Below are 13,017 nucleotides of genomic sequence, written 5' to 3' on the forward strand. Positions count from 1 at the left end.
GCCGCACGTGCGCAACTCAGCCGCTTCAGGCGGGTAGGTCTGCCCGCCGCTGGGAAACTCCGGACGCGCAGGCGGGAGCCGTCGTACGGTCCCGTCGTGATGACCTCCCGGCTCCTCCGTCTCGCTGCTGCCGTACTGGTCTACGGCGGGGTGGCCCTCAGCCTCCCGGAGCGCTCGGACGCCACGCGGCAGGAGGAACCGGTGCGTGCAGCGACCGCTCCGCAGGCGGACCGGGTCCTGTGGACGGAGTCCGGCAGGTGGACGCGCAACCTGCACGTCCGATCGTCGCGCGTGGACGGCGGCGGTGTCCGCCGGGTGTACGACAGGTTGCGCGGGTCCACGAGCGCGCTGGTCCCCAGCCCCGACGGGCGCCAGGTCGCGTTCGTGACCTGCTGCCGTGACGTCCGGCCGCTGCTCGTCGTGGCGCCGACGACGGGCGGCCCGGCCCTTGCGCCCCTGGCGGACCACCCGGAGCTCGAGGGGGTCAGGGGGCTGGGCTGGTCGCCCGACGGGCAGCGCCTGGCCTTCACCGCGCTCGTCGCCGAGGGCGAGGACCTCGTCGCGTCGCTCTGGACGGTCCGGCTCGACGGGTCCGACCTCGAGCACGTGCTGACCGTGGGCGACGTGCTGGGTGAGGAGCCGCTGGGGCTGACCGGGGAGACGACGGCCTGGACGCGCGCGGGGATCTTCTACACCCAGGGCGACGCGCTCCGCCTCGCCCGTGACGGGACGTCGGAGGTCGTGATGCGCCGCGTGCACGGCGTCAGCACGTCGATGGACGGTCGCTGGCTGGTGCTGCAGCGACAGCGTGGTCTGGTCTCCCAGACCTGGGTGGCGCGCACCGACCTGAGCCGTGCCCGCAAGGTCCTCCAGTGGGACCTCGACGGCAGCCGCTGGGCCTACCGGGGCGTGGTCGCGAACCGCGACGGCAGCAGGCTGCTGGCGCAGCGCCAGGACGTGCGCGCGGGTGGTCCTCACCACTGGATCGCCTGGGACACGACGAACGGACCGCGCAGCCACGAGGTCCTGCCCGTGCCCGAGGACACCTCGGTCGTCGCCTGGCAGTGACCTAGCCGAAGGTCAGCACGAGGCCGATCGTCGTCGGGACCACCCCGAGCAGCAACCAGGGCGACAGCACGGACCTCCCGTGGATCGCGCGACCGGCGGCGACGGCGGCGGCGCCGAAGATCCCGGCGATCACGTTGAGCCCGACCTTCGACGAGGTGGGGGAGTCGTCCAGCATCACCGCCGCCACGACGAGCCCGACGACGAGGTGCAGGATCGTCGTGACCGCGAGGGTCGACATCACCCACTTCTGCACGCGGGCGAGGTCGCGCGCGTCCTTCTCCGGGTCCTTGATGACCTGGCGGGGCGCGTTCATGTCGAGGAGGTGGCCGCGACCCTTCTCGGTACGTCGGGCGGGAACGCTGCTGGCCATGGCCCCATCCTCTCAGCCCGGGCGCACGCACGCCGAACGGGTGCAGACTGCGCAAGTGCGATCAAGCGCGCAGGCACCGGCGGCACGAGGGTGGTGGGCATGACGACAGCGGCCGACACCTTCGCCGCGTTCCTCGACACCCTGGCCGAGACGCTCGACCTGGGCAGCGAGGAACGGGCGCGGCGGCTCCACCTCTCCCGCTTCCACCTCGACCGCGTGGTGTCGGCGACCGGGGGCGAGCCACCGGAGCGGATGCGACGCCGCCTGCTGCTCGAGCGCGCGGCGTACCGCCTCGTGACCGGCGACGGGCAGGTGGTCGACATCGCGTTCGAGGCGGGCTTCGGCTCCCACGAGGCGTTCACGAGGGCGTTCACGCGGGAGTACGGCGCGGCCCCGAGCCGCTGGCGCCGGCACCCCACCCGGACCCAGATCGCGGGTCCGAGCGGCGTGCACTTCCACCCGCCGGGCAGCCTCCGGCTGCCCACCGCACGAAAGGTGACACCGATGGACCTGATGACGCGCATGATCGAGCACCACCTCTGGCTGACCGGCGAGATGATCGACCGGGCAGCCTCGCTCACCGACGCCCAGCTCGACGCCCCGATCGAGGTGCCCATCGGCACCATCGACGACGACATGTCGATCCGCTCCGTCCTCGGCCGGCTCGTCGGTCAGCTCGCCCAGTGGAACGCTGCCGTCGCGCAGCGCCGCTACGACTGGGACCAGGAGCGCGGCAAGTCGCTGAGCACCCTGCGCCGCGAGCTCGCCGACGAGGGCTCGGCCTTCCTCGCCCAGGTGCGGACGACGATCGACGAGGGCCGCCTCGACGACACCTTCCTCGACGTCACCTGCGACCCGCCCAAGGTCTTCACCTACGGCGGGATGGTCGCCCACGTCCTGACCTTCGCGGCCGTCCGCCGGCTCGTCGTGCTGGGCTCCTTCGAGACCCTCGGGATCACCGACCTCGACGCCGGCGACCCCATGGAGTGGGTCGCCGAGCCCGCCTGACCGCGACTCAGGTCTCGCGCAGCACCAGCACCGAGTGGGCCTGCAGGGAGAGCGACTCACCCGCGCGCACGGCGGTCCCGACCTCCAGCTCGGAGTTGGTCGACAGCACGACCTCGCCGTGGTGCACCCAGTGGTTCTCGGGCAGCACCAGCTCGACGTCGTCGCTGCCGGAGTTGAGCCAGATCATGAAGGACTTGTCGCGGACCTGGGCGCCACGCCGGTCGGGCGAGCGCAGGGGAGCCCCGTTGAGGAACATCCCGACGGTGCGGACCGAGTCGTCGTTCCAGTCGTCGGTCGTCATCTCCCGGCCGGCGGGGTGCACCCAGAGCATGTCCTTGATGCCGCCCTTGATGGTCGGGCGACCCTCGAACCAGTGCCGCTGGCGCAGCACCGGGTGCTCGCGGCGCAGGCGCAGCGCGGTCTTGGTGATCTCGTAGATGTCCAGCCACGCGTCGTCCGGACGCCAGTCGATCCACGACGTCTCGTTGTCCTGGCCGTACGCGTTGTTGTTGCCACCCTGGGTGCGCCCGCGCTCGTCGCCGGCGGTGAGCATCGGCACGCCGCTGGAGAAGCAGAGCGTGGCCATCAGGTTCGCGGCCTGGCGACGGCGTACGGCCGTGATGGCCTCGTCGTCGGTCTCGCCCTCCACGCCGTAGTTCCACGACCGGTTGTTGTCGGTGCCGTCGCGGTTGTCCTCGCCGTTGGCCTCGTTGTGCTTGGAGTTGTACGACACGAGGTCGCGCAGCGTGAAGCCGTCGTGCGCGGTGATGAAGTTGACCGAGGCGTAGGGCGAGCGGCCGTCGTCGGCGTACAGGTCGCTCGAACCCGCCAGCCGGGTCGCGACCGTGCGCACCCCGCCGGACTGGCCGCGCCAGAAGTCGCGCATCGTGTCGCGGAACTGGTCGTTCCACTCGACCCACGGCGGCGGGAACTCCCCGACGCGGTAGCCGTCCATCGAGGCGTCCCAGGGCTCGGCGATGAGCTTCACGTGCCGCAGGACGGGATCCTGGCCGATCGCGGTGAGCAGGTGGCTGCCCATGTCGACGACCTGGTCGGTGCGGGTGATCGCGCTCATCAGGTCGAAGCGGAAGCCGTCGACGTGCATCTCGTTGACCCAGTAGCGCAGCGAGTCGAGGATCAGCCGGAGGCTCTGGGTGTGGGTGGAGTCGACCGTGTTGCCGCACCCGGTCACGTCCCAGTAGGTGACGGGCATCGGGTCCTCGCCCTCCACCGGCGGGGGTGGCACGACCCGCTGGTAGTAGCCGCGGTCGTCGAGGCCCCGGAAGCTCAGCGTCGGCCCCCGCGGCCCCGCCTCGGCGGTGTGGTTGTAGACCACGTCGAGGATGACCTCGAGGCCGGCCTCGTGGAAGGCCTTGACCATCTGCTTGAACTCGGTGACCTGCTGCCCGCGGTCGCCCGCCTGCGAGTACGCGTTGTGCGGGGCGAAGAAGCACAGGGAGTTGTAGCCCCAGTAGTTCACCAGCCCCCGCTCGGCGAGCGCCGGCTCGGAGAAGAACTGGTGGACCGGCAGCAGCTCGATCGCCGTGACGCCGAGGTCCTTGAGGTAGTCGGTCACGGCGGGCGTCGCGAGCCCGGCGTAGGTCCCGCGGAGCTCCTCGGGCACCCGGTCGTGGAGCTGGGTCATCCCCTTGACGTGGGCCTCGTAGATGACGGTGTCGCGCCACCGTCGCCGTGGCGACGTGTCGCCACCCCACTGGAAGTCGTCGTAGACCACGACGCTCCGCGGCATGAAGGGCGCGGAGTCGAGGTCGCTCATCTTCTCGGGCTTGCCCATGACGTAGCCGAAGATCGCGTCGTCGACGACGAGCTCGCCCGAGACGGCCTTGCCGTAGGGGTCGAGCAGCAGCTTGGCGGAGTTGAACCGCAGGCCGGCCGCGGGGTCCCACGGACCGGCGGCGCGGTAGCCGTAGCGGGTGCCCGGGGCGACGCCCGGCAGGGCTCCGTGCCACACCCCCAGCGAGTACTCGGTGAGGAGGTGCCTCGTCTCGTTGCCGTCGTCGTCGAACACGCACACCCACACCGACTCGGCAGCCGGCGCGTAGACCGCGAAGTTGGTCGCCTCCCGCGCCCAGGTGGCGCCCAGGGGGTAGTTGCGCCCCGGCCAGACCGTCATGGTCTCGCCGTCGTGGTTCCAGACGACGGTGGTCTCGGGAGGGGGAGTCACCGGGTCATTGTGGTGGACGATTCCGGGCACGGCACAATGCGGCACGCGCCGCATGACGGTGGCCACACCGGGCGTGCCACGCCACCCAGGGAAGATCCGAGGAAGAGGAGCCACCATGGAGTTCGTCTCGATCGACGTGACCGACGGGGTCGCCGTCCTGCGTCTCGACCGCCCCAGGATGAACGCGATCAGCCTCCAGGTGCAGGCCGACCTCCGCGAGGCAGCGGCCGAGCTGACCGAGCGCGACGACGTGCGCGCCGTCGTGGTCTGGGGCGGGGAGCGGGTCTTCGCCGCGGGCAACGACGTGAAGGAGATGGTCGACTGGACCTACTCCGACATGGTGAAGGCCTCGGCGTCCGTCAGCTCGGCCACCACCGCCATCGCCCGGATCCCCAAGCCCGTGGTCGCCGCCGTCAACGGGTACGCCCTCGGCGGGGGCTGCGAGCTCGCGCTGGCCGCCGACCTGCGCTTCGTGGCCGAGGACGCGGTGCTCGGCCAGCCCGAGGTGCTGCTCGGGATCATCCCCGGCGCCGGCGGCACGCAGCGCCTGACGCGGCTCGTCGGGACCGCGAAGGCGAAGGACATCATCTTCACCGGCCGCTTCGTCAAGGCCGACGAGGCGCTGCGCATCGGGCTCGCCGACCGCGTCGTGCCGGCCGACCAAGTGCTCGCGGAGGCAGTGGCCTACGCCGGGCAGTTCAGCAACGCGGCCGCGCTCGCGATCCGCGCCGCCAAGGAGTGCATCGACCGGGGCAGCGAGGTCGACCTCGACACGGGACTGGAGATCGAGCGCCAGCAGTTCGCCGGCGTCTTCGCGACCGAGGACCGTGTCCTCGGCATGGCCTCCTTCGTTGAGAGCGGGCCGGGCAAGGCCACGTTCGTGGGCCGCTGACCATGGCTGATGCCAAGAAGGAGACCTCGACTGTGGCAACCAAGATCCGGGCGACGCTCGCCCAGCTCCTGTGGCTGGTGTGCGCACTGGCCGCGCTGGTGCTGGCGCTGGGCGCCCTGCTGATCGCGCTCGACGCCAACCGCTCCAACGCACTCGTGGGCTGGATCCTCGACGCGGCGGACTTCGTCGACCTCGGGGTCTTCTCGCGCGTCGACGGCATCAAGCAGTTCCGCGGTGACGGGGCCGGGGTCAAGAACGCGTTGTTCAACTGGGGCATCGGCGCGATCGCCTGGCTCGTGGTCGGACGCCTCCTGGACCGCATCGTCAAGCCCTGAGGCTCGCCCGCCTGTCGTGGGCCCGATGGGGCGTTCGTCTGCCCGCGGGCGGCCGGGCACGTAGCCTTGAACCCATGTCGGCACTCCCTCGGGCGCTCGCCACGGTGTCCCTCGCGTCCGCGCTCACCGTCGTGGGCAGCGGGCCCGCGCCGGCCTCGACGCACGGCCCGGCACCGGTCCGGGCGGCCGCGCAGGCCGTGACCTCCGCGACCTCGGTCGCCCTGAGCACGACCCGCTCGGCCTACGGCCAGACCATCACGGCGACCGCCTCGGTCGTGACGTCGACGGGCCGGCCGGAGGGTGCGGTGTACTTCTCCGTCGACGGCGTCGCGACGCGGGCCAACCTGGGAGCCAGGACCACCGTCACCCTGGCCCTCCCCGACGCGCCGGTCGGCGACCACGCCGTCACCGCGTCGTTCGTGCCGAACTACCCGGACGACCAGCGGGGCAGCACGTCACCGGTCCAGCCCTGGACGGTCGAGCGGGTGCGCACCCGGCTCTTCGTCACGGTGCAGGGTCGCGGGCTCCGGATCCCGACGTCGGTGCGCGTCGAGGCCGGTGGGGAGTACGGCAGCGCGCCGACCGGTCGCGTCACGCTCACCCTCACGCGGGCCGGCTCCGGCCGGACGACCACGCGGGCCAGGGCGCTGCCCGCCGACGGAGTGGTCGTCGCGCGCTACGGCACCCTCGGGAAGGGTCGCTACCGCAGCGTGGTGACCTACGCCGGTGACAGCCAGCACCTCCCGGAGCGGCGAGTGCAGTGGTTCCAGGTGCGCCAGCGCTGATCCGCGCCGCCTTCCACCCGACCGTGACAGTGGCACTGTGAGGATCCCCACCCCGGACCCCGTTCCGGTCGGGGCTGACTCGCTAGTAACGTCACCGGCACATCCGAGTGCACAGGAGGGGCCGCGAGGCCACACCACCATGAACATTGTTGTCTGTGTGAAGTACGTGCCGGACGCCACGGCCGACCGCAAGTTCGAGGACGACAACACCGTCGACCGCGTCGGTGTCGACGGCCTGCTGTCCGAGCTCGACGAGTACGCCGTGGAGCAGGCGCTCCAGTTCCGTGAGAAGCGCGAGGGTGAGGACATCACCGTGACCGCGCTGACCGTCGGCCCCGAGAAGGCCGTCGACGCGGTCCGCAAGTCGCTGCAGATGGGTGCCGACTCCGGCGTCCACGTCCTCGACGACGCGATCGCGGGCTCCGACTACCTCGCGACCTCGCTGGTCCTGGCGAAGGCGATCGAGAAGATCAAGGCCGAGTCCGGCGCCGACCTCGTCGTGTGCGGCATGGCCTCCACCGACGCCTCCGGCTCGGTCGTCCCGGCCATGGTCGCCGAGCGCCTCGGGCTGCCGCAGGTCACCCTGGCCTCCGTCGTGGAGTCGCAGGGTGACCAGGTCCGCATCAAGCGCGACAACGAGGGCTCGACCGAGGTCATCGGTGCGACCCTGCCGATCGTGCTGTCCGTGACCGACCAGTCCGGCGAGGCCCGCTACCCGTCCTTCAAGGGCATCATGGCCGCGAAGAAGAAGCCGCTCGAGACCTGGTCGCTGTCCGACCTGGGTGTCGACGCAGGCGAGGTCGGCCTCTCGGTCGCCTTCTCGCAGGTCGAGGACACCACCGCCCGCCCGCCGCGCACGGCCGGCGAGATCGTCACCGACGAGGACGGCTCGGGCGCCGGCGCGCTGGTCGAGTTCCTGGCCTCGAAGAAGTTCATCTGAGCAGGATTGGGGAGCTGACTGATGTCTGAGGTTCTTGTTGTCATCGACCACGCCGACGGCGAGGTCAAGAAGCCGACCTACGAGCTGCTGACGATCGCGCGCCGCCTCGGCGAGCCGTCCGCGGTGTTCTTCGGCTCGCCCGACCAGGGCGACGCCGTGGCCGAGAAGGTCAAGAAGTACGGCGCCGCGAAGGTCTACGTGGTCGACGACGCCCCGATCAAGGGCTTCCTGGTCGCGCCGAAGGCCGAGGCGCTGCAGCAGCTGGCCGAGAAGACCAGCCCGGCCGCGATCCTGCTGCCCTCCACGTTCGAGAACAAGGAGGTCGGCGCCCGCCTGGCGATCAAGATCGGCTCCGGCCTGATCACCGACGCCGTGGACGTCTCCGACGACGGGGTGACCACGCAGAGCGTGTTCGCCGGCAACTTCACGGTGCAGGCCAAGGTCACGACCGGCACGCCGATCATCACGGTCAAGCCGAACTCGGCCGCCCCGGAGGAGTCCGAGGGCGCGGCCGCGGTCGAGGCGTTTGCTGTCACCGTGTCCGATGCCGCCAAGGGTGCGCAGGTCGTCGCGACCCAGCCGCGCCAGTCGACGGGTCGCCCGGACCTGACGGAGGCCGCGATCGTGGTCTCCGGCGGTCGTGGCACGGGCGGCGACTTCGCGCCGGTCGAGGGCTTCGCCGACAGCCTCGGTGCCGCCGTGGGCGCCTCGCGCGCCGCGGTCGACTCGGGCTGGATGCCGCACGCGTTCCAGGTCGGCCAGACCGGCAAGACGGTCTCGCCGCAGCTCTACGTGGCCAACGGCATCTCCGGTGCGATCCAGCACCGCGCCGGCATGCAGACCTCGAAGACCATCGTCGCGGTCAACAAGGACCCCGAGGCGCCGATCTTCGAGCTCGTCGACTTCGGTGTCGTGGGCGACCTCCACGCCGTGCTGCCCGCCGCGACCGAGCAGATCACCGCCCGCAAGGGCTGAACCCGCACGACCACGACGGCCCGGCAGCCACGCTGCCGGGCCGTCGTCGTGTCACCAGCGGCTGCGCCGCACGGTCCAGGTGTCGCCGACCCGGACGATCCGCACGGCGTAGCCCCGGTCGTGGCGGCCCAGCAGTGCGAACCGGTAGGGCACGTCGAACGTCGAGGCGGTCGCCTTTCGGCACGCGACGTCCGGTGTCGGCAGTCGGACGCGCGACAGCCGCGTCCAGCCGGTGGCCGTCGAGTGCTGCAGGACGGTCGGCCAACCCCGATGACGGCTCGCGGCCGTGAGCAGCACGGCGCCGTCGGGTCCGTCGGGCACGACCACGTCGCACCGGCCGGTCACGCCGCCGGGCAGGGTCACCACCCCGCGCTCGGGGGAGATGACGTGGGTCCGGGTGCGGCCGGGGACGGCGACGTAGCGGGCGTCCGGCGACAGGCCGACCGGGTGCCTCCCGGACCTCAGCACCTGCCAGGCGACGCCGTCGCGGGTGGTGAGCACCAGGCCGCGCCCGCTGCACCGCAGCCGGACCGCCACCACGGCCATCGGGTCGGCCGTCCAGTTGTCACCCCAGCTGCACCGCCCGGGCGGGTCCAGCACGACGGCGGGCGCGCCCCAGGCCTGCGCGGCGGCGTCGTACAGCTGCGCCTGGACGACGCCGCCCGGGCCGCCGCCGACCGCGATCAGGGGGAACCCGGGTGCCGTGAAGAAGTCGCGGTAGAGGCCGTGCTCCCGGTCGACGAGGCCCGGAGCGGAGCTCGGTGCGACCGCGGTGACGGCCCACGGTGCCGTGTCGTCCGGTCGGGAGATGACGGCACGACCGGCCGGACCGGAGAGGTCGCCGAACCAGACCGTGGTCGAGTCGAGGTTCGCCAGGCTGCTGTCCGTGCAGGCATCGGCGAGGGGTACGTCCCGGCGCACCGGCGCCGCGTCGCCGGTCCGCGTCAGCACGACCAGACCGCACCGCCGCCCGCGCGAGGCCGCGGCGCCGTACATGAACGACACCTGCTCCGCGTCGCTGATCGTCGCCGTGACCGTGTACTCCTGACCCGTGGCGTCGAGCCTGTGGGCGGCGAAGCCGGCGGGGGTGCGCGTGAGGTAGCCGCCGTACTGTGGCCACACCGCGTTGAGGCCGTCGGGGGAGATGCCGGGCTCCTCGTAGGCCTCGCCCTCCAGCTCCCGGGACGACCACGTGACGGCGTCGGCGGACCAGATCGCGCGGGACGCGGTCGGCGCCTGGTCCTCGTAGTACCCGGACCGGTCGCACTTCGCGATGACCGCGACGGCACCGTTCGCCGTACGGGCGTCGACGTCGCCGCAGTAGAGGTTGCGGCGCTCGAGGACCACGGTGCGCTCGCCCCAGGTCCCGGTGGCCGCGTCGCGGCGCTGGGCCCAGACGGTGCGGTAGCGCTTCGCGGCCCACACGCGCAGCAGGTCGCCGTCGACCAGCGTCAGCTCGACGCCCCCGCGGATCTCCCGGGGGAGCTGGGCGGCCGCTCCCGGCGCGGACGCCGCCACCGACGACCCGCTGGCCGAGGCCGTCGGTGGCGTGGTCAGGACCGCTGCCGCCAGTGCTGCTGTCAGTGCTGCTGTGATGACCGCCGAGAGCAGCGCTGCGAGGGATCCCGATGTCCGAGCCATGCCGTCACGACACGGCGCGGAAGAAGGTCGGCGGCTCGACGATGTCACCGATCGGCTCGGCCTTGACCCAGCGGTTCGCTCCCTCGCCGCCGATCCGGATCCGGCGGTCGGCCACGTTGTTGGCGGTGTCGGACTCGGTGAGGTTGCGCTCGGGGTTGCCCTCGACGCGGATGTAGTAGACCCCGTTGGGCAGGTCGCCGATCCGGAAGGCCTGCCCGGCGCGGTACTGGGCGTAGGTGTCGCCCGAGCCGGAGGCGAGCACCTCGCGGATCGACAGGGCGCCCTCGTCGCCGCACGCGGTGGCGAGGTCGGTGTTCTCCGGCTGCCAGTCGGCGCCCGGCACGGTGTAGTCGACGGCGTCGGTGTTGGCCAGGCAGAACGACTGCTTGCGGGACTTGGCGACGTACTTCTTGTTCGCGTCGAGCAGGTCGTAGCGGGCGAAGTCCTCGAAGTGCCAGTGGTTGTGGTTGGCGTGGTGGAACTCCATGGTCCCGACCTGCTGGTAACCGGTCTGGTTGCCGTCGGTGTCGAAGAAGTACTGGTAGGCGTCCATGATCTCGGCGCCGCGACGACGGAACCCGTCGATCACGAGCGGGCTGCTGCCCCCGTTCCAGACCGTCGCCGAGAAGCGCAGGGTCGTGCCCTTGCGGTTGAGCTCGATGCCGAAGGCCGGGAGCGAGCGCAGGTCCGGGACGGCGCCGCCGGCGCTGCCGCTCGCGCGCTCGGTGGGCCGGGCGCCGGGTGCTGTGCGGCCGTGGTGGCCGGCGGGAGCGGGCTCCTCGCTGCGACCGACGCCGCAGTCCGGGCAGCCCTCGACGACCTTCATCTTCGTGGTGGTCGACGCCGTCGCCGCCGTCAGGCCGAAGGCCGGCCAGTACTTCTTCGCGACGTGCGTCTCGACGACGTACTTCCCGGGTCCGAGGGGGAGCGGTCGGAGGCCGGAGTACTCGAAGACATTGGCCGCCCAGCCCTGCTGGACGCCCATGACGGAGCCGAGCGTGTAGGGGCTGTAGGGGCAGTAGCGCGGGTACGGCGACGTGGCCGGCGCGTCGGGTCGCGCCCGCTCGCCGGTGGCGGCGAGGCAGGCGTCCAGCTTGCGGTGGACGACGTTCTTGCCGGAACCCTCCCTGCGCACGCTCATGACGATGAAGCCGTCGATGCCGCTGAAGTCCTTCAGGGAGCCCGCCGGGAGGCGGGTCGTGCCGGCGGTGGTGCGGATCTCGGAGACGATCGGGTCCTCGAACGACGCCCGGTGCGACCAGACCTCGACGTTGGTGGTGGGCGCGATGACGCGGAGGCCGAGCGGCGGGAAGGTCCGACCGCCCTCGCTGAAGGCCTCGATGCGATCGGGAGCCCAGAGCTCGATCGTCGCCTGGGCGTCGGCGCGCGCGGCGGACGGAGTGGTGGCCGTGGCGGTGGTCGCGGCCGCGACGCCGGTGGCGGCGAGCCCGAGGACGAGCAGGCCGGACCCGAGGGTCGAGAGGAGTGCACGGGGTGTCATGTCTCTCTAGACGTTCACCCGGGGTGGTTTGGTTGCGTCTCGCCCTACGCTCATCCGCATGAGCAGCGAGGAATCCGTCCGCGAGGCCGCAACCCGCGCCCGGATCGCGAGCCACGAGCTCGCCACCGCGACCCGCGCCACCAAGGACGCGGCCCTGCAGGCGATGGCCGAGGCGCTCCTGTCCGGGGCCCCGGTGATCCTGGCCGCAAACGCTGAGGACGTCGCGCGCGCCGAGGCCGCCGGCACGCCCGCCAACATCGTCGACCGGCTGCGCCTCGACGACGACCGGCTCGCCGGGATGGCGCAGGGGCTGCGCGACGTCGCCGGGCTGCCCGACCCCGTCGGGGAGGTGCTGCGCGGCAGCACGCTGGCCAACGGGCTCGAGCTGCGGCAGGTGCGGGTGCCGTTCGGCGTGGTCGGGATGATCTACGAGGCGCGCCCCAACGTCACCGCCGACGCCGCCGGGATCTGCCTGAAGGCCGGCAACGCCGTCCTGCTGCGCGGGTCGTCGAGCGCGCGCTCGAGCAACGCGGCGATCGTCGCGGCCATGCGCGAGGCGCTCGTCGGGAGCGGCCTGCACGCCGACGCCGTCCAGCTCGTGCCGGGGGACACCCACGACAGCGTCAAGGCGCTGATGCGCGCCCGCGGCCTCGTCGACGTGCTGATCCCGCGGGGCGGCGCCGGGCTGATCCGCAGCGTGGTGGAGGAGTCGACGGTGCCGGTCATCGAGACCGGCGTGGGCAACTGCCACGTCTACGTCGACGCGTCCGCCGACCTCCAGGAGGCGCTGGCGATCGTGATGAACTCCAAGACCCACCGCACGAGCGTCTGCAACGCCGCCGAGTCCCTGCTCGTGCACGAGGACGTCGCCGACGAGTTCGTGCCGATGGCCGTCGAGGCGCTGCAGGCCGCCGGGGTGCTCGTCCACGGGGACGCCACGTTCGCAGAGTACGACGACGTGGTGCCCGCGACCGACGAGGACCACGCCGCGGAGTTCCTGGGCCTGGAGATCTCGGCCGCCGTCGTCGCCGACGTCGAGGGCGCGATCGACCACATCCGGCGGTTCTCCTCCGGCCACACCGAGGCGATCCTCGCCCGCGACCAGGCCACGATCCGCCGCTTCGTGGCGGCCGTCGACTCCGCCGCGGTGATGGTCAACGCCTCCACCCGCTTCACCGACGGCGGCGAGTTCGGCTTCGGTGCCGAGATCGGCATCTCGACGCAGAAGCTGCACGCGCGGGGCCCGATGGGACTGCCCGAGATGACCTCGAGCAAGTACGTCGTGGTCGGCGCGGGCCACGTCCGATGATGCCGGTA

Annotated in this window: 12 protein-coding genes; 8 read left to right on the top strand and 4 right to left on the bottom strand. The window is 72.0% G+C overall.

What is annotated here, in order from left to right; translation table 11 throughout:
- Positions 1-96: 96 nt before the first annotated feature.
- Positions 97-1,068, top strand: a complete 972-nt coding sequence (locus tag BLV76_RS14980) for a TolB family protein (protein WP_139306588.1) — start codon at positions 97-99, stop codon at positions 1,066-1,068.
- Between the two features lies 1 nt (position 1,069).
- Here BLV76_RS14980 and BLV76_RS14985 read toward each other — a convergent pair whose 3' ends face one another.
- The gene (locus tag BLV76_RS14985) at positions 1,070-1,438 is read right to left on the bottom strand and encodes a hypothetical protein (protein WP_090969842.1); all 369 of its coding nucleotides are present in this window, start codon (positions 1,436-1,438) and stop codon (positions 1,070-1,072) included.
- A 99-nt stretch (positions 1,439-1,537) separates the two neighbouring features.
- Between BLV76_RS14985 and BLV76_RS14990 the strand changes: the two genes are divergently transcribed.
- Positions 1,538-2,446, top strand: coding sequence for a helix-turn-helix transcriptional regulator (locus BLV76_RS14990; protein WP_090972784.1), 909 nt, complete (start codon positions 1,538-1,540; stop codon positions 2,444-2,446).
- Positions 2,447-2,453: 7 nt separating this feature from the next.
- Here BLV76_RS14990 and glgX read toward each other — a convergent pair whose 3' ends face one another.
- On the bottom strand, positions 2,454-4,631 hold the full coding sequence (gene glgX / locus BLV76_RS14995) for a glycogen debranching protein GlgX (protein ID WP_245734693.1): 2,178 nt from the start codon (positions 4,629-4,631) through the stop codon (positions 2,454-2,456).
- Positions 4,632-4,746: 115 nt separating this feature from the next.
- Between glgX and BLV76_RS15000 the strand changes: the two genes are divergently transcribed.
- The 5 genes from BLV76_RS15000 (at position 4,747) to BLV76_RS15020 (ending at position 8,558) form a co-directional block, all read left to right on the top strand.
- Entirely contained in the window at positions 4,747-5,523 is a 777-nt protein-coding gene (locus BLV76_RS15000; RefSeq protein WP_090969843.1) for an enoyl-CoA hydratase/isomerase family protein, read from the top strand.
- 2 nt (positions 5,524-5,525) lie between these two features.
- Positions 5,526-5,858 (top strand): hypothetical protein, encoded by a 333-nt coding sequence (locus BLV76_RS15005; RefSeq protein ID WP_090969844.1) that lies wholly within the window; start codon positions 5,526-5,528, stop codon positions 5,856-5,858.
- Between the two features lie 74 nt (positions 5,859-5,932).
- Positions 5,933-6,643: an Ig-like domain-containing protein gene (locus BLV76_RS15010; RefSeq protein ID WP_090969845.1), complete on the top strand. Its 711-nt coding sequence runs from the start codon at positions 5,933-5,935 to the stop codon at positions 6,641-6,643.
- Positions 6,644-6,800: 157 nt separating this feature from the next.
- Entirely contained in the window at positions 6,801-7,583 is a 783-nt protein-coding gene (locus tag BLV76_RS15015) for an electron transfer flavoprotein subunit beta/FixA family protein (protein ID WP_245734694.1), read from the top strand.
- Positions 7,584-7,604: 21 nt separating this feature from the next.
- On the top strand, positions 7,605-8,558 hold the full coding sequence (locus tag BLV76_RS15020; RefSeq protein WP_090969847.1) for an electron transfer flavoprotein subunit alpha/FixB family protein: 954 nt from the start codon (positions 7,605-7,607) through the stop codon (positions 8,556-8,558).
- Positions 8,559-8,609: 51 nt separating this feature from the next.
- On the opposite strand, the gene BLV76_RS15025 is transcribed toward BLV76_RS15020, so the two are convergent.
- Both BLV76_RS15025 and BLV76_RS15030 read right to left on the bottom strand, forming a co-directional pair.
- On the bottom strand, positions 8,610-10,199 hold the full coding sequence (locus tag BLV76_RS15025; RefSeq protein ID WP_139306589.1) for a hypothetical protein: 1,590 nt from the start codon (positions 10,197-10,199) through the stop codon (positions 8,610-8,612).
- Positions 10,200-10,203: 4 nt separating this feature from the next.
- Positions 10,204-11,700 carry a lysyl oxidase family protein gene (locus BLV76_RS15030; protein WP_090969849.1) on the bottom strand — a complete coding sequence of 499 codons (1,497 nt, stop codon included), beginning with the start codon at positions 11,698-11,700 and terminating at the stop codon, positions 10,204-10,206.
- A 58-nt stretch (positions 11,701-11,758) separates the two neighbouring features.
- Here BLV76_RS15030 and BLV76_RS15035 point away from each other — a divergent pair, with 58 nt between their 5' ends.
- Entirely contained in the window at positions 11,759-13,009 is a 1,251-nt protein-coding gene (locus tag BLV76_RS15035; RefSeq protein WP_090969851.1) for a glutamate-5-semialdehyde dehydrogenase, read from the top strand.
- Positions 13,010-13,017 lie beyond the last annotated feature (8 nt).

It is taken from the genome of Nocardioides exalbidus, from assembly GCF_900105585.1.
GTDB lineage: Bacteria > Actinomycetota > Actinomycetes > Propionibacteriales > Nocardioidaceae > Nocardioides > Nocardioides exalbidus.

Bases quoted from the DNA above. Each gene is read 5' to 3' on its own strand.
- BLV76_RS15025 (WP_139306589.1), bottom strand. From the start codon at position 10,199: ATGGCTCGGACATCGGGATCCCTCGCAGCGCTGCTCTCGGCGGTCATC.
- BLV76_RS14990 (WP_090972784.1), top strand. From the start codon at position 1,538: ATGACGACAGCGGCCGACACCTTCGCCGCGTTCCTCGACACCCTGGCC.
- BLV76_RS15020 (WP_090969847.1), top strand. From the start codon at position 7,605: ATGTCTGAGGTTCTTGTTGTCATCGACCACGCCGACGGCGAGGTCAAG.
- BLV76_RS15010 (WP_090969845.1), top strand. From the start codon at position 5,933: ATGTCGGCACTCCCTCGGGCGCTCGCCACGGTGTCCCTCGCGTCCGCG.
- BLV76_RS15005 (WP_090969844.1), top strand. From the start codon at position 5,526: ATGGCTGATGCCAAGAAGGAGACCTCGACTGTGGCAACCAAGATCCGG.
- BLV76_RS15030 (WP_090969849.1), bottom strand. From the start codon at position 11,700: ATGACACCCCGTGCACTCCTCTCGACCCTCGGGTCCGGCCTGCTCGTC.
- BLV76_RS15000 (WP_090969843.1), top strand. From the start codon at position 4,747: ATGGAGTTCGTCTCGATCGACGTGACCGACGGGGTCGCCGTCCTGCGT.
- BLV76_RS15035 (WP_090969851.1), top strand. From the start codon at position 11,759: ATGAGCAGCGAGGAATCCGTCCGCGAGGCCGCAACCCGCGCCCGGATC.
- BLV76_RS14985 (WP_090969842.1), bottom strand. From the start codon at position 1,438: ATGGCCAGCAGCGTTCCCGCCCGACGTACCGAGAAGGGTCGCGGCCAC.